General features: G+C 28.3%; 21 protein-coding genes and 1 riboswitch. Of the genes, 11 read left to right on the top strand and 10 right to left on the bottom strand.

Translation table 11 applies throughout. The features are described 5' to 3' along the window. Positions 1 to 33: 33 nt before the first annotated feature. A complete protein-coding gene (gene argJ / locus PB7211_RS00300; RefSeq protein ID WP_008544148.1) occupies positions 34 to 1335 on the bottom strand; it encodes a bifunctional glutamate N-acetyltransferase/amino-acid acetyltransferase ArgJ in 1302 nt (433 codons plus the stop codon). Between the two features lie 65 nt (positions 1336 to 1400). On the opposite strand from argJ, the gene secA reads away from it, so the two are divergent. Beyond that, positions 1401 to 3944, top strand: a complete 2544-nt coding sequence (secA, locus tag PB7211_RS00305; protein WP_008545852.1) for a preprotein translocase subunit SecA — start codon at positions 1401 to 1403, stop codon at positions 3942 to 3944. 6 nt (positions 3945 to 3950) lie between these two features. On the opposite strand, the gene PB7211_RS00310 is transcribed toward secA, so the two are convergent. Continuing rightward, entirely contained in the window at positions 3951 to 5048 is a 1098-nt protein-coding gene (locus PB7211_RS00310) for an acetyl-CoA carboxylase carboxyltransferase subunit alpha (protein ID WP_008544219.1), read from the bottom strand. 104 nt (positions 5049 to 5152) lie between these two features. After that, positions 5153 to 5242: riboswitch (glycine riboswitch) on the top strand. A gap of 80 nt (positions 5243 to 5322) precedes the next feature. Between PB7211_RS00310 and PB7211_RS00315 the strand changes: the two genes are divergently transcribed. After that, a complete protein-coding gene (locus PB7211_RS00315) occupies positions 5323 to 7485 on the top strand; it encodes a malate synthase G (RefSeq protein ID WP_008544864.1) in 2163 nt (720 codons plus the stop codon). Here PB7211_RS00315 and recR read toward each other — a convergent pair. The 5 genes from recR to kdsB all read right to left on the bottom strand — a co-directional run bounded on the left by recR (position 7472) and on the right by kdsB (position 11776). Continuing rightward, on the bottom strand, positions 7472 to 8083 hold the full coding sequence (recR, locus tag PB7211_RS00320; RefSeq protein WP_008545135.1) for a recombination mediator RecR: 612 nt from the start codon (positions 8081 to 8083) through the stop codon (positions 7472 to 7474). The genes PB7211_RS00315 and recR overlap by 14 nt on opposite strands. Before the next feature lie 3 nt (positions 8084 to 8086). Continuing rightward, positions 8087 to 8404 carry a YbaB/EbfC family nucleoid-associated protein gene (locus tag PB7211_RS00325; protein ID WP_008545388.1) on the bottom strand — a complete coding sequence of 106 codons (318 nt, stop codon included), beginning with the start codon at positions 8402 to 8404 and terminating at the stop codon, positions 8087 to 8089. Continuing rightward, entirely contained in the window at positions 8397 to 10067 is a 1671-nt protein-coding gene (dnaX, locus tag PB7211_RS00330) for a DNA polymerase III subunit gamma/tau (protein WP_008545463.1), read from the bottom strand. The genes PB7211_RS00325 and dnaX overlap by 8 nt, the downstream gene beginning before the upstream one ends. A 141-nt stretch (positions 10068 to 10208) precedes the next feature. Next, positions 10209 to 11045, bottom strand: coding sequence for a prephenate dehydratase domain-containing protein (locus tag PB7211_RS00335; protein WP_008546020.1), 837 nt, complete (start codon positions 11043 to 11045; stop codon positions 10209 to 10211). Beyond that, the gene (gene kdsB / locus PB7211_RS00340) at positions 11045 to 11776 is read right to left on the bottom strand and encodes a 3-deoxy-manno-octulosonate cytidylyltransferase (protein WP_008544249.1); all 732 of its coding nucleotides are present in this window, start codon (positions 11774 to 11776) and stop codon (positions 11045 to 11047) included. Before kdsB ends, PB7211_RS00335 begins: the two co-directional genes overlap by 1 nt. A 111-nt stretch (positions 11777 to 11887) precedes the next feature. Between kdsB and PB7211_RS00345 the strand changes: the two genes are divergently transcribed. Further along, entirely contained in the window at positions 11888 to 12427 is a 540-nt protein-coding gene (locus PB7211_RS00345; protein WP_034398639.1) for a c-type cytochrome, read from the top strand. Here the strand turns inward: PB7211_RS00345 and argF are convergent. Both argF and PB7211_RS00355 read right to left on the bottom strand, forming a co-directional pair. Next, positions 12419 to 13348: an ornithine carbamoyltransferase gene (argF, locus tag PB7211_RS00350; RefSeq protein ID WP_008544280.1), complete on the bottom strand. Its 930-nt coding sequence runs from the start codon at positions 13346 to 13348 to the stop codon at positions 12419 to 12421. The genes PB7211_RS00345 and argF overlap by 9 nt on opposite strands. Position 13349: 1 nt before the next feature. Further along, positions 13350 to 14516: an aspartate aminotransferase family protein gene (locus PB7211_RS00355; RefSeq protein WP_008545598.1), complete on the bottom strand. Its 1167-nt coding sequence runs from the start codon at positions 14514 to 14516 to the stop codon at positions 13350 to 13352. Positions 14517 to 14687: 171 nt separating this feature from the next. On the opposite strand from PB7211_RS00355, the gene PB7211_RS00360 reads away from it, so the two are divergent. Then, on the top strand, positions 14688 to 15182 hold the full coding sequence (locus PB7211_RS00360; protein ID WP_008545630.1) for a GcrA family cell cycle regulator: 495 nt from the start codon (positions 14688 to 14690) through the stop codon (positions 15180 to 15182). 6 nt (positions 15183 to 15188) lie between these two features. Here the strand turns inward: PB7211_RS00360 and PB7211_RS00365 are convergent, their stop codons facing one another. Further along, positions 15189 to 16175: a complex I NDUFA9 subunit family protein gene (locus PB7211_RS00365; protein ID WP_034398646.1), complete on the bottom strand. Its 987-nt coding sequence runs from the start codon at positions 16173 to 16175 to the stop codon at positions 15189 to 15191. Positions 16176 to 16189: 14 nt separating this feature from the next. Between PB7211_RS00365 and PB7211_RS00370 the strand changes: the two genes are divergently transcribed. From PB7211_RS00370 to PB7211_RS00400, 7 genes are read left to right on the top strand one after another with little or no spacing between them, the layout of a single operon-like run. Continuing rightward, positions 16190 to 16801: a ribonuclease D gene (locus PB7211_RS00370; protein WP_008545229.1), complete on the top strand. Its 612-nt coding sequence runs from the start codon at positions 16190 to 16192 to the stop codon at positions 16799 to 16801. After that, positions 16801 to 17769, top strand: coding sequence for a KpsF/GutQ family sugar-phosphate isomerase (locus PB7211_RS00375; protein ID WP_008544354.1), 969 nt, complete (start codon positions 16801 to 16803; stop codon positions 17767 to 17769). Before PB7211_RS00370 ends, PB7211_RS00375 begins: the two co-directional genes overlap by 1 nt. Next, positions 17770 to 18336: an LPS export ABC transporter periplasmic protein LptC gene (gene lptC / locus PB7211_RS00380; RefSeq protein ID WP_034398655.1), complete on the top strand. Its 567-nt coding sequence runs from the start codon at positions 17770 to 17772 to the stop codon at positions 18334 to 18336. A 1-nt stretch (position 18337) separates the two neighbouring features. Further along, the gene (locus PB7211_RS00385) at positions 18338 to 19114 is read left to right on the top strand and encodes an ATP-binding cassette domain-containing protein (protein WP_008544855.1); all 777 of its coding nucleotides are present in this window, start codon (positions 18338 to 18340) and stop codon (positions 19112 to 19114) included. Between the two features lie 6 nt (positions 19115 to 19120). Continuing rightward, positions 19121 to 20440: a 3-phosphoshikimate 1-carboxyvinyltransferase gene (gene aroA, locus PB7211_RS00390; protein ID WP_008545861.1), complete on the top strand. Its 1320-nt coding sequence runs from the start codon at positions 19121 to 19123 to the stop codon at positions 20438 to 20440. Continuing rightward, on the top strand, positions 20440 to 21096 hold the full coding sequence (gene cmk / locus PB7211_RS00395; RefSeq protein WP_008544211.1) for a (d)CMP kinase: 657 nt from the start codon (positions 20440 to 20442) through the stop codon (positions 21094 to 21096). Before aroA ends, cmk begins: the two co-directional genes overlap by 1 nt. Further along, positions 21096 to 22823, top strand: a complete 1728-nt coding sequence (locus tag PB7211_RS00400; protein ID WP_008545633.1) for a S1 RNA-binding domain-containing protein — start codon at positions 21096 to 21098, stop codon at positions 22821 to 22823. Before cmk ends, PB7211_RS00400 begins: the two co-directional genes overlap by 1 nt. Positions 22824 to 22836 lie beyond the last annotated feature (13 nt).

Raw genomic sequence — 22836 nt, forward strand, 5'->3', positions numbered from 1 at the left:
CAATTAATCATTAAAGTATAGTTTTCAATATTACTAACTTCGATAATCTGCATTAATTTCTACATATTTTTTTGTAAAATCCATCGTATAAACTGTAAAATTCTCAGAACCTGTAAAAATTTCAATATTAATCTCAATATTTTCATTTTTCATGTATTCGCTAGTTTTTTTTTCATCATAACTTTGATGTAATTTACCATCTTGTACAATTTTTAAATTACCAAATTTGATTGAAAGTTTTTTCAAATTTATTTTAGATCCTGATTTTCCAATTGCCATTATTATACGACCCCAATTTGGATCTTCACCTGCAATTGCAGTTTTTACTAATGGTGAATTAGCAATTGAGAAAGCAATATTTTTTGCATCTATTTCTGATTCACATTTTTTTACATTCACGGCTACAAACTTTGAAGATCCTTCGCCATCAGAGACTACTCTTTTAGCTAAACTTAATAAAAGTTTGTTTAATGCTAAATCAAAGCTCTTAATTTTTGTATCATTAAAATTTTTTACAACTAGATTATCTGCTTTACCTGTTGCAAAAATTGTTGACATATCATTTGTGCTTGTGTCTCCATCACATGTAATGGCATTAAAAGTTGTGGAAATATTTTTTTTTAATAGTCTGCTTAAAATTTCATTTGATAATTTTGCATCTGTAAATACATAAGCCAATGTAGTTGCCATATTTGGATGTATCATTCCCGAGCCTTTTGCTATTCCATAAATCTTAATCTTTTTATTTCCAATTTTACATTCCTCCATAGCCAACTTAGGTTTAGTGTCTGTTGTCATTATTCCAAGAGCAGCTTTCATCCAAATAAATTTATTTTGGGTATATCTTATTTTGCTAATCAAATTGGGTATCTGATTTAGTATTTTTTGATAAGGAAATGCTTCACCTATAGTTCCCGTGCATCCAAACATAATTTCTTTAGGAGAAATTTTTTTAGGATTATCTTCATCAAGTTCTTGTTTTTTATTTAATTCTTTAGAAATTTCTAAGGAAATTTTGTTTAGACCTTCATATCCTTCTTTGCCAGTAAATGCATTGGCGTTCCTTGTGTTAACTAGTAGTGAATAAACTTTCTTACATTTTTGATTTAAGTTCCATTTGATATTTTCTGAAATTATTTTTGATTGTGTATAAACAGACGCATGATTAGCGCCATCTCTAAAATAAAACATTGCTAGATCATCTCTGTTATCTTTGTAAAGATTTGCACTACCAACAGAAATTGATAAACCATCTACATGCTCTAAGTCTTGAAAATCAATCATTCTGGTGTTTTTTGATTTTGAAGATAAAAAATTTGATAAATTAATTCCCATAATGTTTAAAATAATTATTTAATACATATATTAAACAATATAAGTAAACAATAAATCAAATATACATGTTTAATCCATTAAATTTAATTTCTAAATTCATCAAATCTAGTAATCAAAAAGAGTTAGATAGAATTTCAAATATTGTAACAAAAATTAACTCTTTAGAAGATGAATTCAAAAATTTAGATGATTTAGATTTTCCTAAAAAAACATCTGCTTTTAAAGATCAAATTAAAAATGGAAAAAAATTGGATGAAATTTTACCTGAAGCTTTTGCATTGGTTAGGGAGGCTTCTAGACGAACTCGAAATGAAAGACACTTTGATGTTCAAATAATTGGTGGTGTTGTTTTGCACGAGGGTAAAATTGCAGAAATGAGGACTGGGGAAGGTAAGACTTTAACAATTACATTAGCCGCATATCTTAATGCACTGACTGAAAAAGGAGTTCATATAGTAACTGTAAATGATTATCTCGCAAAAAGAGACTCGATCGATATGGGACAAATATATAATTTTCTTGGCCTAACCTCGGGCTACATCAATAATGACCAAAATGATGAAGATAGAAAGAAAAACTATAGCTGTGACATAACCTATGCAACTAATAGTGAGTTAGGTTTTGATTATTTAAGAGATAATATGAAATTTTCAGAGGCCGAAATGGTTCAGAGAGAGCATGCCTTTTCAATTGTTGATGAAATTGATTCCTGCTTAATTGATGAAGCTAGAACTCCACTTGTTATTTCAGGATCAGCAGATGATAAAACAGCTCAATATCTTGCAATAGATAAACTTGTAAAACAACTAAATGATAAAGATTACGAAATTGATGAAAAAGATAGAGGTATTCTTTTAACCAATGATGGAATTAATAATGTAGAAAAAATTTTTTCTGATGCGGGTATTTTGAAAAATAATAATTTTTATGATCCAGAAAATTTAGGTCTAGTTCATCATGTAAATCAAGCATTACGTGCAAATCATTTATTTGAAAAAGGTAAAGATTATATTGTTAAAGATGAAAGTCTTAAGATAATTGATGAACTTACCGGTAGAATTTTAGAGGGAAGAAGATTTGGTGATGGATTACATCAAGCATTAGAAGCAAAAGAAAAAATTACTATTCAGGCAGAAAATCAAACTTTAGCTTCGATAACCTATCAAAATTATTTTAAACTTTATAAAAAAATGTCAGGATGTACGGGAACAGCCGCAACAGAATCAGAGGAATTTTTTGAAATTTATAATTTGCCAGTAGTAGTGATACCTACAAATAATGAAATGATCAGAAAAGATTACAATGATCAAATTTTTAGAACTGAAGGTGAAAAAAATGATGCAATTATTGAAAGGATTGTTGAGTGTCATAATTTAGGACAACCAATTTTAATATTTACATCAAGTATAAATAAATCAGAAATTTATTCAAAATTACTTAGTAAAAAAAATATTAAACATGTTGTCTTAAATGCAAAAAATCATGCAAATGAAGCAGAAATTATTGCAAATGCTGGTAAGGAAAATTCGGTAATAATTACAACCAGCATTTCTGGAAGAGGCGTAGATATTCAATTAGGAGGCAAGAAAGGATCTATTCAAGATGATCAATTAAAAATTGATAAGGCTAAGATTAAAACATTGGGTGGATTGTTTGTTATTGGTACAGAAAGAATGGAGTCTCGAAGAGTTGATAATCAGGCAAGAGGAAGGGCTGGTCGTCAAGGAGATGAAGGTAGTTCTATTTTTTATGTAAGTTTAGAAGATGATTTAATGAGGATTTTTGGTTCAGAGTCTATGAATAATATGCTCGAAAAATTAGGACTAAAAGATGGAGAGAGTATTGATCATCCATGGATTAATAAAGCATTAGAGAGAGCACAACAAAAAGTTGAAGCTAGAAATTTTGATATAAGAAAAACTCTAATTAAGTTTGATAATGTCTTAAATGATCAAAGACACGTTGTATTTTCACAAAGAAAAAATGCAATGAATAGTAAAAATATTTTTGAATATTCAGACGAATTTTTGAAAGAAATTTCCCAAGATATTGTGAAATTAAAAATTCAAAAATTATCAAATCCTAAAAGTAATGAATTCTCAAATCGATTAAGACAAATTGTTGGAAAAAGTTTTGAAGAAAATGAATTTAAAGAGTTAATTTCATCTAGTGATAATGAAATTAAAGAAAAAATTTTAAATAAATTTAAAGAATCACGAAACGATAGAATAAATTTACTTGGTGAAGATCATGCAAAAGAAATCGAAAAAAGAATATTTCTTCAATCAATAGATCTAAATTGGAAGTCTCACATACAATATTTAGAGCAACTAAGACAAGTAATAGGTCTTAGATCGTATGGGCAAAGAGATCCTTTAATTGAGTATAAAAAAGAGGCTTTTGAACTATTTTCAAATCTTTTAGAAAAATTAAAGTTAGATTTCGTAACCATACTAATGAATTTGAAAGTTTTAACTGAACAAGCACCAGAACAAGAAAATAAAAATAGTATGTTAGACCAAATAAAAAAAGGTAAAAAAATTGGAAGAAATGAACCTTGTTATTGTGGCTCTGGAAAAAAATTCAAACATTGTTGTGGAGCTTTATAAAGTTAATTAAAATAAAGCAAATACTAAAACAAGTAAGATAAAGCCTGAGACAGAAGCTCCAATAAGTATTTTTTTAGATTTTAAAATTTCTACAATATTATTTTCTTTTATTGTAAGCGTACTTATGTCCTCTGAATTACTTATAAATCCTTTATTTCTTCCAATCTTTAAAAATTTATTTTTTCTTTCACTCATGATTTCCTCGGAGGATAAATCTTTAAAATATTCTAAATTTTTAGATATCGAATTTCTTAAATTGTCTAATATTAAATCTCTATCTCTATGGGCTCCCCCTAATGGCTCTTGAATTATTTCATCTATAACCTGAAGTTCTAATAAATCTTTAGCTGATAATTTCATGGCCTTTGCGGCATCTAGCATTTTTTTTGGATCTCTCCATAAAATTGTTGCACATCCTTCTGGTGATATTACAGAATAAATAGCATTTTCTAACATTATTACTTTACTAGATGATGCTAAAGCTATCGCCCCTCCAGATCCGCCTTCACCAATTATAATAGCAAGTGTTGGAACTTTAAGTTCCATACAGCATTCAATTGATTTTGCAATTGCCTCCGCCTGACCTCTTTCTTCAGCACCAACTCCTGGATATGCTCCTGGAGTGTCTATAAAAGAGATTATTGGAATATTAAATTTATTTGCCAAATTCATTAGCCTAATTGTTTTTCGGTAACCTTCTGGTCTCATCATCCCAAAATTTCTTTCAATTCTACTCTCTAAATTTTCACCTTTTTCTTGTCCAATTACCAATACTGATTGTCCATTGAATTTTGCAAAACCAGTTAATACTGATTTATCTTCACCGTAATATCTATCTCCAGATAAAGAGATAAAATCATCAAATAAATTATCTATAAAAAATTTCGATTTAGGCCTATCTTCATGTCTAGCAACCATAGTGGTTTGCCAAGGGTCTAAATTTGAGTAAATATCCTTTAATTTTTTATCTAATTCAGCTTGCGTATTTGATATTTTTTGAGTGTCGACTTCAGATAAACCCTCTTGATTAAAGGGATCTTTTAGTTTTTCAATTTCACTCTCTAAATTTTTAATATCATTTTCAAAATTAAGATAATTTTTCATAATTAATTTATATCGGACAATTAAAATATAAAAAAGGCAATAAAGTGATGATGAATATCCTTTGTAAATGTTATCAATTGACTTAAATTTTTTTTAAAGATAAAATTTGTATATCGGGAGAGACTGATAAGCTTATTAGCGCCGAAGGAGCAACCACCCCGGAAACTCTCAGGCAAAAGGACCGTTAAACGCATAACACTCTGGAAAGAGATTAATTTCCGCCGAAGGAGCAAAACTCTCAGGCAAAAATACAGATGGGGTAAATATTAGTGCTATGCAAGAAAAATATATTAACATTAACAAACTAAAAGTTTCAGAGAGTTTATCTAGATTTGTTAAAGATGAACTATTGAAAGACACAAATATTTCTAGTGATGATTTTTGGCTTGGTTTTGAAAGAACTATTGAGGAGCTTGAACCAAAAAATAAACAATTAATTAATTTTAGAGAAACTTTACAAAAAAAAATTGATGCATGGCATATTAAGAATAAATCTAATGAATTCAATTTAATTGAATACAAAAAATTTTTGGTTGAGATCGGCTACTTAAAAGAAGAAGGCCCAGATTTTTCAATAGACACAAAAAATGTAGACGATGAAATCACAAAAATTGCAGGACCACAATTAGTTGTACCAATTATGAACTCACGTTATGCATTGAACGCAGCTAATGCAAGATGGATGAGTCTCTATGACAGTTTATATGGGACTGATGTGATAGAACAATCTGAAGATAGTGTTTCTGAAAGATATGACCCTTTAAGAGGAGAAATGGTTATTAAATATGGTAGAGACTTTTTAAATAAATATTTTCCTTTGAAGGATATGAGCTGGAATAAAATTACTACTGTAGCAGTCAAAGAAGGAAGTTTTAAAGCATTAAAAGGAGTTGAAACATTTGATTTAGTAGATGAAGAAAAATTTATTGGTCATAGAGGTGAAGCAGATAACCCATCGGCAATTATCTTGAAAAATAATAACTTACATATAGAAATTTTAAGAGATCGAAGAGCTTTTAGTGCTCAACAAGATTATGCGGGTATTAGTGATATAATTTTAGAGTCTGCTGTGTCTACAATATGTGACAACGAAGATAGCGTTGCGGCAGTAGATGCTGCGGATAAAGTTATTTGCTACAGGAACTGGTTGGGTTTAATGAAAGGTAATCTAAAAACTCAATTTGAAAAAGGAGGTAAACTACTTGAAAGAAAATTAAATCCAAACAGAAGCTACATATCAAAAGAAGGTAAAGGCCTTAAACTTCATGGAAGAAGTCTCTTATTGATAAGAAATGTTGGACATTTAATGACAAACCCATCAATAATTCTCAGTAATGGTAATGAAGTCCCAGAAGGTATAATGGATGCCTTTATAACTGTTGCTGCTGCACTTCATGATCTTAAAAATAAAAATAATTCTAGAACTGGATCCATTTATATAGTTAAACCAAAAATGCATGGACCAGAGGAAACTGAATTTACTGATTTGATATTTTCTAAAGTTGAGGAAGTTTTAGGATTAGATAAATACACTTGTAAAATCGGAATTATGGATGAAGAAAGAAGAACTTCATCCAACCTAAAAGAATGCATAAGAACACTAAAAAATAGAGTATTTTTTATCAATACAGGTTTTTTAGATAGAACTGGAGATGAAATGCATACTTCGATGGAAGCAGGACCAATGATTAAAAAAGGAGAAATGAAATCCTCTAAATGGATCTTAGCATACGAAAATAATAACGTTGATGTTGGTTTAAAATGTGGTCTTTCAGGGAAGGCTCAAATTGGTAAAGGAATGTGGGCAATGCCAGATAAAATGAAAGATATGATGGAGCAAAAAACAGGTCACTTAAAAGCAGGTGCAAATTGTGCTTGGGTACCATCTCCTACAGCAGCAGCCCTACATGCATTACACTATCATGAAATAGATATTTTTGATCAACAAAAAAATATAATTAAAAGAGAAAAAGCAAAACTTGATGACCTTTTAACAATTCCAGTTGCAAATAGACCTAACTGGTCGATTGAAGAAATTAATAGTGAAATTTCTAACTCAGCACAAACATTGTTAGGTTATGTGGTAAGATGGATAGATCAAGGTGTAGGTTGTTCAAAAGTTCCAGATATAAATAATATTGGTCTAATGGAAGATAGAGCAACTTTAAGAATATCTTCACAGCATATTGCTAACTGGATACATCATGGAATTACTACTAAATTACAAGTTTTAGGAATAATGAAAGAGATGGCAAAAATTGTTGATAATCAAAATAAAAGTGATGACAAATATGTCAGGATGAGTGACGACTTTGATAGGTCATTAGCTTTTAAAACTGCATGTGATTTAGTTTTTAGTGGTAAAGAACAGCCCTCAGGATATACAGAACCTTTGCTGCATTTAAATAGGCTTAAAAAAAAAATTAATCAGAATTAGAATTTAAATTTGCTCTATTTTTAAAAGCAGAAAATAAAGTTCCATCATCTAAATTTTCAATTTCACCACCAACTGGTAATCCTTGGGCTAATTTAGTAACTTTAGCACTAGTATTTTTTAAACTATCTTGGATATAGTATGCGGTAGTTTGTCCCTCAACAGTTGCACTAGTTGCAAGTATAACTTCCTCTATACCCTCTTTATTAACCCTCTCTACTAATGAGTTAATTAAAAGATCTTCTTTTCTTTGACCTACAGAGGAAATAGTTCCACCCAAAATATGAAAATATCCTTGAAAAATATTCGAATTTTCAATTGACCATTGGTCTGCAATATCTTCTACTACACAAATTTTATTATATTTTTCTTTTGAATTTTCACAATTAATACATCCACTTAAATTTGATTTTAATGATCCACAAAAATTGCATCTTGTTACATTTTTATAAACTTGGTCCAACGTGCTTGCCAATGGCTTAACCAACTCGTCTCTATTGTTAATCAATTTTAAAACAATTCTTTTTGCTGATTTAGGGCCTAGACCAGGAAGCTTTGAAATTAACTTTATTAATTCCTCAATCTCGTTAATATTTTGCATTAATTATAACGGCCATTTAAAACCAGGAATTCCGAAGCCTCCCGTAGCTTTTGAAATCTCTTCTGTGGTCTTTGTTTTCAACTGTGATTTTGCGCTATTATGAGCAGCAACAATTAAATCTTCAATTATTGCCTTATCTTCTTTAATAATTTCATCAGATAATTCAATTTTTTGCATCTCACCCTCACCATCAAGAGTTATTTTAACTGAATTAGAGCCTGAAACTCCCTCAGCTTTAATCTCCTTAATTTTTTCTTGGCTCTCTTTCATTTTTGCCTCTAATTCCTTTGCTTTATCCAAAATCTTTGTAAAATCAGTCATTTTTATCCTCTTCTTTTCCATTTAATTTAACGTCAATAAGTTCTGCATCAGGAAATTTTTCCATTACCATCTGATAAGTCTCTGAACTTTTAACCTCATTAATCAATTTATCTTTTCTATTCTTTTGTTTTTCTTTAATTGACATCTCACCTTTAGATTTACTGAAGGTAATAATCCATCTTTCAGAAGTCCATTCAAAAAGTTTTGAGGAAAGATCTTTTACAAAATCTTTATCTAAGTTATCATTAAAAGAAATTTCAATTCTATTTCTCTCAAATTTTACAAGATTTACATTTTTTTCTAATTCATATTTTAGTTTAATTTCTTTTTTTTGAGTACAGATATCAAGAAGGTCTTCAAATGAATTTATCAAATTTTTATCAATCGCTTCAACTTCTTGTTTCACATCAGGTTTGTGTTTTTCTTCTTGGGCTACATTTTTTATTTGATTTATAACTCTTGAATTATCATCAAATTCATTTTCTTTTTTTTTTTTCTGGATTCGATCATCTATATTGTGGCTTGTTTGCTCTTTTTTAGTATCTTGCTTTAACTTAATTGAACTTAAATGCATCAATCTTATCAAAAACATTTCTATAGACAGATGCTGGTTAGAGACAATGTCTAATTCTTCAAGTGAAGATACAGCAAACTGCCAAAATAAAATTAAAATTTCTGAGTTTACTTGATTAGAAATTTCTTTAATTTTTGAAAACTCTTCATCGTTAAGTGAAAAATTTGTACTTTCTAGAGATAATGAATTTATATTTTTGTAATAATAAAGTATTTCTAAAAAATCATTAATAAATACTTTTGGCTCAACCCCCTGATCATAAATTTTTCTGTAAATATTAATAACTTTTTTCTCTTCTCCTTTAAGTATTAATTCAAATAAATTTATTAATTGAGATTTATCAAAATATCCAAAAATTTTTTGTGCAGCATTTAAATCTAATTCAGTATTTTGCTCTAAACTTAGTAGACCTCTATCCAATAAAGATAGCGCATCTCTTACAGATCCCTCGGATATTTTAACAATTAATTTTAAAGCTTCATCTGATACGTTGCCATTCTCTTTATCTTTAATCTTTTTTATAAATTCAAATAATTCTGTTGATTTAATTCTAGATAAATCAAATCTTTGACATCTTGACACCACAGTAATTGGTATTTTTTTAATTTCTGTAGTTGCAAAAATAAATTTAAGATATGCTGGTGGCTCTTCTAGTGTTTTTAACAAAGCATTAAATGCTTGTTTGCTTAACATGTGCACTTCATCAATTATAAATATCTTATATTTTGCAGAAGTGGGCCCATATCTAGAGAATTCAATTAAATCTCTGACATCATCAACACCAGTTTTGCTAGCTGCATCCATTTCAAGTACATCAATGTGACTTGCATCGGCTATTGATTTACAATTTTCGCATAAATCTTTTTTACATAAATTTTCAATTCCTTTAGAACAGTTAAGCCCCTTAGCAACAATTCTGGCAGTCGTAGTTTTGCCAATTCCTCTTATTCCAGTGAATAAATATGCATTAGGAATTTTATCTGCTTTAATGGAATTAGTTATAGTTTCAGCCACAACTTCTTGGCCAATAAGATCATCAAAAACTTGTGGTCTATATTTTAATGCTAATACTTTTGAGTTATTGTTCATTTTGTTTATTTTAAGGAGACTAGAACCTGAATAACTGTCTCTACGACTGCTTCCGTTAAGATCTGGTCGGGTTCAAGCAGCATCCACCTCTAGCCTCCAAAACTATTATAGCAGTTATAATTTCTATTCCACAAGAAAAGATTAATTATTTTTTTCTCTTAACTTATCTGCTTCAAAAACACCTAGAACGTGAAAATCTTCGCAATGAAGCCCAAGCTCTTCTAAGGATTTTTGAACTTTTGAATCTTCGATATGACCATCTAATTCACATAAGAAAAAGAATGAGTCAAAAGTATTCTTTTCTGGATAGCTCTGTAATTTTGTTAAATTAACTCCATTAATTGCGAAGCCTCCTAATGATTGATAAAGTGCAGCTGGTTTACTTTTTAATTTAAATAAAAAAGAAGTGATGTATTTTTTATCTCCAAATTCTGGTTGTGAAATATTTTTACCCATAATTAAAAATCTTGTTAAGTTGCCATTTTCATTTTCAATATTTTTTTTTATTACGCTTAAACCATAAATTTCAGCACTTAAAGAAGAAGCTATTGCTGCTTGCTTAATATCTTTAGTTTTAGAAATCATTTCTGCAGAGCCTGCAGTATCAGCTCTGATATGCTCTGTTATATTATTATCTTTTATAAATTTTGAGCATTGAGATAATCCTTGAGCATGAGAATATACTTCTTTTATATCACTTAGCTTTGCACCAGGTTGTCCTAATAAATTATGTTCAATTTTTTGAAAATGCTCTTCGTAAATATTGAGTCTATGTTTAAAGATTAAATATTCTATGCCAATATTTCCTGTAATTCTATTAGACTCTGGGATAATTATTTTACACTCAGCTTCTGAACTTGCTTTATTAAAACAATCATCAAAAGTTTTACATGGTAATATTTCTGCATCAGGATCAACTGATAAAGCAGCTAAATGAGAATATGCTCCAAAAGTACCCTGAAAATATATTTTTGACATTAGGCTTTATATTCCATAATTTTTTTTAAGGCTAGATAATCTTCTTCAGTATCAACTCCTATCGGTGATGATTTAGCTAAAGAAACATTTATTTCGATATTATTATCTAATGCTCTTAATTGTTCTAATCTATTTTTAATTTCATTTTGAGATTGTTCTAGTTTTACAAATTTTTCTAATGTTTCGGCTGAATAACAGTAAACTCCTATATGATGATAAATATTATTCTTTTTTGAGGAGTTTCTTAAAAAATTCTCAGCACTAGAAAAATCTTCATCTTTCAGATTTTTTTTAGTAATAACCTTTACTATATTTTCATTTTCTAAATCGTTGTCATTTTTTATATTAGCAGCAAGAGTTCCCATTTGACTTGGATAAACAGTCATTTTCTTATTTAAGCTGATAATATCATCAATGTTAATTGCTGGTTCGTCACCCTGTAAATTCATTATTAAATCTACATCTCTGATATCTAATTTCTTAAATGCTTCATATATTCTGTCAGTACCAGTTTTATGATTATTGCTTGTAATTATAGCTTTACCCCCATTTTTAATAACATCATCTACTATTTCCTGGTCTTCAGTAGCAACAACAACCTCTCCAATATTTGCCTCTTTGGCTTTTCTAAATACATGCGAGATGATGGATAGGCCATTAATTTTAAGCAAAGGTTTACCTGGTAGTCTAGTGGCTGATAATCTTGATGGAATAATTGTCAATGTTTTCATTATATTTACAATTTATTATACATTTTAAATAGTAATAGAGGCAAATTTATACATTAAAATTTAGTAATTTTTTAATTTATCGTGATATACGTTCAAAAATAAAATTACAAAATGGATTCATTTGAAATTAATAAAATAGTAGCAGCAGTTCTAATGGTTGCTCTTTTGGTGATTGGTATTGGAAAACTATCTAACTTAATATTTCATGTGGAAAAACCTAAAACTCCAGGTTACACAGTTGAAGTAGAACAAGCAACGGCTGTATCATCATCTGCTAAAACAGCTGTTGAAGAAAAAATTGATATTGCTGCATTAATGGCAATGGGTGATGTCGCATCAGGTGAAAAAATTTTTAAAAAATGTGCTGCATGTCACTCAATAGTTAAGGGAGGAAAAAATAATATTGGTCCCGCTTTATATAATGTAGTTGGAAGAAAAACTGGCGCTGTTACAGATTATAAATATTCTAAAGCTTTAGCATCGTATGAAAAAGAATGGACTTTTGAAGAGTTAAACGGATATTTAATTAAGCCTGCCAAATGGATTAAGGGAACAAAAATGGCATTTGCTGGATTAAGAAAAGAAAAAGATAGAGCCTCAGTTATTAAATACTTAAATCAAAATTCTGATAGTCCAGTATCACTACCTTAATTTCCCAAAACAATATAATAAGATACTCTTTTGAACGTGAACTCTATTAAGAGCTTGTTGCCAAACATGTGATTTATTTCCTAAAAAAATTTCATCACTCACTTCAGATCCACGAGGTAAACAGTGCAAAAAAATACAATCTCTTTTCGCAAAACTCATCAATTTTTTATCTATTCTAAATTTTTTAAATTGTTGAATTTTTTTCTTTTTATTAACTTTATCATTCAAAGATATAACTTTGTCTGAAAATATAACATCAGAGCCTTTAACTGCTTTTTTAGGATCATTGTAAATAAATATTTTTTTATTATTTTTTTTAACCCATGTCTTAACTTCTTTACCTGGTTCAAATTTTTTAGGACATCCTATGCTGAGTTTAAATGAAAATTTAACTGAAGCTGCTATCAAGCTATCTAGAACATTATTGGAGTCTCCAATCCAACAAATATTTAATTTTGAGATAGGTTTTTTTTTTATTTCTTCTACTGTAAATACGTCTGATAATACTTGGGTTGGATGTGAAGAAGGACTTAAACCATTAATTACTGGTATTGTTAAATGATTTTTGAAACTCTCAACTTTTTCATCACTATCAGTTCTCAACATGAAACCATCACCATAAGTTGAAAGTATTTTTGCAGTATCTGCTATGCTTTCTCCACCTTGTCCAAGATGAAGTTCATTTGATCTAAGTGTTAATGTTCCACCACCAAGCTGCTTAATAGCCAAATAAAAGCTAATTCTTGTTCTCGAGCTCGCCTTTTCAAACATTTGGATAAGCATTTTACCCTTTAATGGAGCTCCTTTATCAACCTCTAAGGTATTTAAATTTTTTCTAAGTTTTTTTCTTTTTTTTGCATCAGTTATAATTTTTTTAAGATCTTTAGCTGGAATATCTTTTAAATTTATAAAATGTTTCATTTTAATTCATTTCCCAACAAACTTTATTAATTATCTTTAAAGCTTGATTTATTTCGCTTTTTTTTACATTTAATGGTGGCAAAACTCTAACTACATTTTCAGCAGCTCTAATAGTCAATAATCTATTGTCCATTAGTTTTTTTATAAATTTTGTTTGATCTGCTTTAAGTTGTATTCCAATTAATAAACCTTTACCTCTGATCTCATTTATAACGTTAGGATACTTTTCCTTGATAAAATTAAGATTAAGTAAAAAATATTTTGAAATTTTTTTTACGTTGTCTAAAAACTTTTTGTTATGAATAATATCTAGCACTGTATTACCAACAGACATAGCAAGTGGGTTTCCTCCAAAAGTAGAACCATGGGTTCCTCCAATCATTCCTGAAGCAACCTTTTTATTCATTAAAACAGCACCTATTGGAAATCCACCTCCAATTCCTTTTGCAATTGGTACAATATCTGGTTTTACTTTAGATTTTTCAAAAGCAAAAAAATCACCTGATCTTCCTATTCCACATTGAACTTCATCTAAAATTAACAATATATTTTTTTTGTCACAAATTTTTCTTAACTCTATTAAACACCAATCAGGTACTACTTTTATGCCGCCCTCTCCCATTATTGTCTCTATCATTATGGCTGCTGTATTTTTTGAAATCTTTTTTTTTAAAGAGGAATGATTGCCAAATTCAAAATGATCAAAGCCACTTACCTTTGGTCCAAAACCTTCAGTCATTTTTTTTGAACCACTTGCATAAATTGCTGCTATGGTTCTTCCATGAAAACTATTTTTAACACATAAAATTCTATTTTTTTTAGGTTTACCAATTGAGTAAAAATATCTTCTTGCAACTTTTATTGCTGCCTCTGTCGCTTCTGCACCACTATTTTGAAACATTACATAATCAGCAAAAGTTTTTTTAGCTAATTTTTTTGCTAATAATTCCCCTTCTGGAATTTGAAATGCATTTGAAACATGCCAAAGTTTTTTTGATTGTTTGTGAACAGTATTTATTAATTTTGGATGTGCGTGACCTAAGGAATTTACAGCTATGCCTTGAACAAAATCTAGATATTTTTTTCCATCAGTTGAATATAGAAAGCTTCCCTTGCCATATTTAAATGAAATTTTTTTTCTATTATAATTTTTTGCTAAATAGCTCATAATTTTAATCAGTTTTTATAAATTTTAATTATTAGATACAAGTTATGATTGAAAATACATTTAATCTAATTTGAAGTAATTTTTGTTGATAACTTTGAGATTTTGCTTGTTTATTTTTTCAATGTATCAGTATATTGTATTACTTATAAACATTAATACAACATATAGATAATGAGCTGGAACGAGGAAAAAGTTAATAAATTAAAAGAACTTTGGGGTAAAGGAAATACTGCAAGCCAAATTGCCGAAATTATTGGTGGTATTAGTAGAAATGCAGTTATCGGAAAAGCTCATAGATTGAATTTGTCTGCTAAAATTAAAACCAGAACAGCTACATCAAATCAAAATTTTGAAAATTCACAAGAACAGAAAGATATCAAATCTAGAAGAGGAAGAAAAAGTAAATTTAAATCTTTGATTATTGAAAAAGATTTTGAGCCTGAAAATCCAAAGCAATTAGAGGAACTTGATGAAAGCTCATGCAAATGGCCCATAGGTCATCCAGATGAGAAAGGTTTTTATTTTTGTGGAAGGTCTTCTTTAAAAGACTTTTCTTATTGTAAGCTTCATCTTCTGTACGCTTATCAACCTAAAGGTAAAAAAGAAGAAATTTCAGATAAAGAAGATGTTCCTGATTTTATTGAGAAAAAGATTCAGTCAGCTTAAAATAATTTAGTTAATTTTATTTTCTAAATCTTTTGAAGTATATTTTTCAGTCGAAAACTGTCCACCTTCTCTCCACATATAACAATATTTTTTTACCTCTTCTTCAAAATATCTAACACTAGGAATTCCAATTTCTGAGTTAGTTTTATATTTCCCAGATGATATATTATCATATTTTAATAATCTTAGCTGATCGCTGGTAAGTAAAGGGTTAGGTAACAACTCAAAAAATCTGGCTGAAAATTTTGCTAAAGGCAAAGGGAAAGGTACTAAAATTCTTTTTTTATTAATCAAATATAATAATTTTTGTAATAATTCCTTAAAAGATATTATCTCAGGTCCTGTGCATTCAATTATTTTTGAATAAATATTTTTAGAAATAATATGATTTATTGTATCAGTCAAATCTGAACAATGAATTGGAGCAAATTTAGTCTTTCCTTCATAGTAAAGTGGAAATATTGGTAATCTATTTAAAAGTGTCATGAAATTAGTTGTAAAATTATCATCCACTGAATAGACAATTGATGGTCTTAAAATTGTTGCTAAAGGAAAGTTTTTTAAAACATTATTTTCACCCTCTAATTTGCTTTTAGCATATTCAGAGTCAACAGCATCATTAATTCCTAGTGCTGATAAATGAATAAAATGTTTTAAATTATATTCTTTACAAAGTTTAGCTAATAAAGATGGAAAAATAGAATGAATGTTTTTGAATGTGTTTCCTTTTTTTTGTTCAAATAATATTCCAATTAAATTAATGCAAATATCTGTTTTCTTAAAAAGAGCTCTAATTTTTTTTTCATCAAATATATTAGCCTCTACAATATCAATATAACCAGCATTTGCTTGGGTTTTGATAATGTAGCTTTTTTGATGAATATTTCTTGTTACAACAGTTACTCTATAATTATTTTTAGTTAATTTTCGGATCAAGTTTCGACCAATCTGGCCACTACCCCCAAAAATTAGACAATGCTTTGAATTCGTCATATATATATTTAAAAATGAGTAATAATATTAAATTACACCAAAAGGATTTACCAGAAGATTTAGATTTAGGCAATGTGTTAGCAGTTGATGGTGAGTTCATGGGTCTTAATGTGAGAAGAGACCCTCTTTGTTTAATACAATTATCCACGGGAAATTCAGATGCTCATATTGTCCAGCTTGATAGAAAAAGCTATGAAGCCCCAAATTTAATAAAAATACTCAAAGATGAAACTATTACAAAAATATTTCATTATGGAAGAGCAGATATGGCTCATATTAAGTATTATTTAAAAACTGAAACAAATAATATTCTAGATACCAAAATTGCCTCTAAATTAGCTAGATCTTATTCTGATAATCATTCTCTAAAAACTTTAATTAAAGAATTTGCAAATGTTGATATAAGTAAACAATTTCAAAGTTCTGATTTTGGAGGCACACTAACACCAGCACAACTAAAATATTGTGCAAATGATGTTATTTATTTGCATCAAATTCATGATGAACTCTTCAAAATACTCGAAAGAGAAAATAGGATAAAACTTTATAAGGATTGTTTAAGTTTTTTAAAAACTAGAGTTGATCTTGATCTAGCTTTATTCAAAGATGATATTTGGTCACATTAATGAACAAAAAAAAATTTACAAAAATTGCTAAAGACGTAATTGAATTAGAAATAAAAAGTTTACAAAAATTAAAAAAAAAAATAGATAATTCATTTAATAAAGCTGTAGTTGAAATAGCAAAATGTCAGTCTAAAGTAATTGTATGTGGGGTTGGTAAAAGTGGATTAATAGCATCTAAGATAGCGGCAACACTTTCTTCAGTAGGAACTCCTGCATTTAAGTTATCAGCAAGCGACTCATCTCATGGCGATTTGGGGTCTATTCAAAAAAAAGATGTATTAATATTGTTAAGCTATTCTGGACAAACTAATGAACTTAAAAACATTATCCAGTATGCTAATAGAAATAAGGTATTATTGATTGGAATAATGTCAAAAAAAGATTCTATTTTGTATAAAGCTGCGGACATAAAATTGTTAATTCCACAGGTGATAGAATCGGGAGGTATAGTTCCTACATCAAGTACTACTGTTCAGCTTGCTCTAGGAGATGCTCTCGCTATAGCTGCTATGCAGTATAAAAATTTTGGAAAATTAGATTTTAAAAAAATTCATCCTGCTGGTAATTTGGGATTGAAACTTAAAACTGTTGAAGATCTAATGGTTACTGGACCTCAAATTCCATTTGTTCAAGATAATATAAATATGAAAAAGGCCTTAGAAATATTAACCAAAAAGAAGTTAGGATTTTTAATTATTCAAGACAAGAATAAAAAAACAATTGGTATTATCACTGACGGTCAAATTAGAAGATTTAAATCTAAAAAAAATAATTTTCATTCATTAAAAGTAAAAAATGTGATGACAAAAAATCCCATAGGTGTTGATAAAGATATGTTGGCTGCTAAAGCATTGGCTCTAATGAATCATAAAAAGATTACTTCCTTAAGTGTTTTTAGTAAAAAAAATAAGTCTAAGACAATTGGAGTAATTCACATACATAATATTCTTGCCTCTAATATTGTGTAGATGAAAAAAAAAAATATTATATTTTTTTTAATTATATTTTTACTAATTTTTTCTTTAATTATATTTCTTAAATACTCAAAAGAGGAGAGTGTTACTAAAATAGAAGAAGAGGTTTTAGAAGAACCCTATAAATCAAATATAATGGAAGACGTTAGTTATTCATCTAAAGATGCTAAAGGAAATGAATACATTGTAAATGCATCTCAAGGTGAAATAGATTTTGATAAACCAAACATAATATATCTTACAAATGTAAGAGCATTCATTAAGTTAACAAATTCAAATAATGTCACAATAACTTCAGATTTTGGAAAATATAATACTAATAATTTTGACACTATTTTCACAAAGAATGTCGAGATTAAATATTTGGATAATAAAATTACCGGTGAATATCTTGACTTTTCTATAGGAAGGAATTCAATGATTATTTCAAAAAAAGTGGTCTATACAAATATTGAAAATATTCTAAAAGCGGATGTTGTTGAAATTAATGTTACTACTAAAGACACAAAAATATTTATGTATAAAGATAATAAAAAAGTGAATATAAAAAGCAAAGATTAAAATGGCTCTTATCAAAAAATTTAGAATTAAATCATTTAAAAAAACAAATTCAGTAATCGAATTTGATAATGTTTCATTGGCTTATGGAAATAGATTAATTTTAGATAACATAAATTTTAAAATTAACGAGGGTCAAATTTTTGGAATGCTCGGACCAAATGGTGTGGGAAAATCTACAATATTTAATCTTATAACAGGATTAATTAGTCCTAAAAGTGGAATAATTAAGATTAATGGAGAAGATGTAACTCAATATCCAATATATCTAAGAAGTAAAAAATTTAAAGTTGGTTATGTTCCTCAGTATGGAGGCTTTTTTAATGAGCTTACTCTTCAAGACAATCTTAGAGCCATAAGTGAAATTGTAATTGATGATAAAAATTTTAGAAACGATAAAATTAATTATTTAATTTCAAAGTTTGAACTTGATAACCTCAAAGATATAAAAGCTAAATTTTTATCTGGAGGTCAAAAAAAAAAATTAGTAATTGCTTTATCGCTTCTAAGTGACCCAAAGGTACTTCTTTTAGATGAATGTTTTGCAGCGCTAGATGTTTTAACTATTAAAATGTTACAAGAAACTATAGTTAATTTACAACAAGAAAATACAATTACAATTTGCATATGTGATCACCAAGCAAGAGATTTACTTGCATGTGTTGATGTTGCAATGATCTTGAATAATGGAAAAGTTATAGCTCAGGACACCCCTTCAGAATTAGTTAATAATATTAATGCTAAAAATGCTTATTTTGGTGAGAGCTTTAGTTTTAAATAGGTATTAATGTCGAGCCCCATAATAATAAAAAAAAAAATAAAAAATTTTGATAAAGAAATATTTGTAAGCGGAGACAAAAGTATTAGTATTAGATGGGTTTTATTTGCATCACTAGCAAATGGAAATTCTAAAGCAAAAAATTTGTTAATTTCAGAGGATGTAAAAGCGGCAATCAAAACAATAAGAAAATTGGGCATTAAAGTCGATTTAAAAAATAATATTTGTAAAATTTACGGAAAAGGGATTGATGGATATAAATATAAAAACAATCTTACTCTGAATGCTGAAAATTCAGGGACACTAGGAAGATTAATTCTTGGATTTTTAATTAATACCACAAAACCAATTAATCTTATTGGTGATAAAAGTTTATCAACAAGAGATTTTAAAAGAATATCCGATCCTTTAAGTAAATTTGGAGGTATTTTTAGATTAAAAAATAAAAAAAACTTACCTTTAACTATTTATAGTCCTAAAAATTTAAGACCAATATCTTACTTAGAAAATAAAGGATCAGCTCAATGCAAAAGTGCTGTAATTTTTGCAGGTATGAGAACTGAAGGAACTACTTTTATCAAAGCAAAAAAATCAAGAAATCATACAGAGCTGATGTGTAAATATCTAAAATTACCAATCACAGTAAAGAATAAAAAGATTTATGACTTAATAAAGGTAAAAAAAGTAAAAGAAATTAAACCATTTGACTATATTATTCCCTCTGATATCAGCTCCAGTGCTTTTTTTATCATTCTGACATCATTATCAAAAAATTCAAAATTACTTATTAAAAATGTAAATATTAATCCTTCAAGAGTAGCTATAATTTCTATTTTAAAAAAGATGGGTGCAAAAATCACTTTTCAAAATCAAAAAATTTATAAAGGTGAAAAAATTGCTGATATTAAAGTTATAGGAGGAAAAAAACTTAAAGCCATCAATTGTCCTACAAGATTTAATAGCGGAGCAATTGATGAATTTTTAATAATTTTTATTCTAGCTGCTAAAGCTAAAGGTATTTCATATTTTAAAGATTTAGCTGAGTTAGATCAAAAAGAAAGTCCAAGACTGCAATGGGGTGCTAAAATTCTTAATTTGATGGGTGTAAAAAATATTGTAACCAAAGACTCTATAAAAATTTTCGGTAACCCTGATTTTGAAGTAAGAAAAAAGATAATAATTAAAGATTATTTAAAAGATCATAGAGTGTTTATGACTTGTGTTGTTGCAGGTCTTTCATTTGGTGGTGAATGGCACATACATGATAAAGACTCAATTAAAACTTCGTTTCCTAGTTTTCTTAAAACTATAAATCAATTAAAAACTTAATGATCAAAAGAAAAAATATTTTAAAAATAGCAATTGACTCTCCAGCAGGAGCTGGGGCTGGAACTTTAGCAAAAGCTATATCAAAACATTACAATTTATTTTATCTCGATACAGGAAAAATATATAGAATGATTGCATATTTAAAATTGAAATATCCAAAAAAATTCAATCGGAAATTTATTAAATCAAAAATTAAATCTTTAAAAGTTAAAGACTTAGCTAAAAAAGCACTATTATCTGATGAAGTGGGTACAGAAGCATCAATTATATCAAAAGTAAAATTAACAAGGAAACTTGTACATTCTTTTCAGTTAAATTTTGCATACAATCCACCAAAAAAATATAATGGTTCATGTTTAGATGGAAGAGACATTACTTACAATATTGTACCAGATGCTGAATTTAAGTTTTTTATTACCGCCAGTGTAAAAACTAGAGCATTAAGGCGATATAAAGAGCTAAAAAGTTTAAAAAAAAAAATTTCTTACGATGAAGTGCTTAAAAGTATCAAAAAACGGGATAAAAGTGACTACAATAGAAGAATTTCACCCCTCAAGAAAACAAAAGATTCGGTATTGATTAACACTACAAATTTATCTAAAAGAGCGTGTTTTTTAAAAATAAAAAAAATTATAGACAGAAAAATTAATATTTAATGGAAATTTATAAAGACCTATCAAATACAGCATCTCAAGAATTCGAAAAACTATTAAACAGCCAGCTTTCAAAAGTCCAAATTGAAGAAGGAAAAATTATTGAAGGAAAGATTAACAAAATTACTGAAAAGTTTGTTTTCTTATTTGTTGAAGGTTTAAAAAGTGAACCTGTTTTAGATATCAATGAACTAAAAAGCATGGGACTTGCTGATAAAATAAAAGTAGGTGAAACAATATCAGTATTGTTAGAAAAAATTGAAGATAAACATGGTGAAGTTTTAGTTTCTGCTAGTAAAGCTCAAAAAATTAAAGGTTGGGACAAACTTGTAGAAGCTTATGAAAAAAATGAACCAATCATGGGTAAAATTACATCTAAATGTAAGGGTGGATGTATTGTTGAACATATAGATACTGGCTCTTTAATGTTTTTACCAGGATCCCAAATAAGCGATAAACCTTTGAAAGATATAAGTCATTTAATGAATGAACCACAAAAGTTTGCATTAATTAAATTAGATAAAATTAGAGGAAACGCGTGTGTTTCTAGAAGAGAAATTATTTCATCGTTTAAAAAAGAAGATAAAGCTAAAATAATAGAAAAATATAAAGTTGGAGATATTATTAAAGGTGCTGAAGTTAAAGGTTACAGCACTTTTGGATGTTTCTTTAATGTTAACGGTGAATTAGATGTATTAGTTCATCTGCAAGAAATTTCTTATTCAAGAGTAAACCATCCTGATGAAGTTTTTAACATTGGTGAAAAACATGATCTTAAAGTTATCACTGTAGATAAAGAAAAACTACAAGTTGGTTGTTCAGTTAAACAATTATCACCTGACCCTTTTGAACATATTGAAAATTACGAATTAAATAAAATTTATAAAGTTAAAGTTTCTAAATTAATGGATTTTGGAGCTTTTTGTGAATTAGAACCAGGACTTACAACATTACTTCACTCAAGTGAACTTAGTTGGACTAAAAAAAACATATCTGCAAAAAAAATGTTCAAAGTTGGTGATGAAATAGATTGTGTTATTACAGAGATTGATAAAGACAAAAGACGTGTTGCAATTTCACATAGATTAACTCAAGAAAATCCATTTGAAACTTTTGAGAAAAAATATCCTGTAGGAACTATTGTTGAAGGCGAAGTTGTTAATAAAAATGAATATTCATTATTTGTAAAAGTAGAAGACTTAGATGTAGATGCTTTTTTACATTGCAATGATTTAACTTACCTAAATAATGGTGAACAAGAATTAGAAAAATATAAAAAAGGTGACAAGATAAAAGTTAAAGTGCTTGAAGTTAAAGTTTCTGAACAAAAAATTAGAGTTGGTTTAAGACAAACACAAGCAGATCCTTTTGAGTGGTTTAAAGACAAAGCTAAAAACCAAACAATCACTGTAAAAGTAATCTCAACTGATAATAAAGGTTTGATGGTTAGACCTGAAGGCTGTGAAATGGATTTCCAAATTAAAAAATCGGCAATTGCAATAAATGCAGCTGATGCAAGACCAAGTAGATGGACAGGTGGTGAAAAACTTGACTGTGCAATAGCTGACCTTGATCTAGATAAAAGAAAAGTTACATTGAGTATTAAATTACTAGAAGAAATTGAGAAAAAAGAAGCTTTAGATAAATATGGATCTGAAGGATCTGGTAAGAACTTACCATTTTCTTCACTTTCTGAAGATTTAAAGAAAAAAGAAGAAGATAAAGAGTAAAAGAAGATTAAAA

The sequence above is a fragment of the Candidatus Pelagibacter sp. HTCC7211 genome, from assembly GCF_000155895.1.
Classification (GTDB): Bacteria; Pseudomonadota; Alphaproteobacteria; order Pelagibacterales; family Pelagibacteraceae; genus Pelagibacter.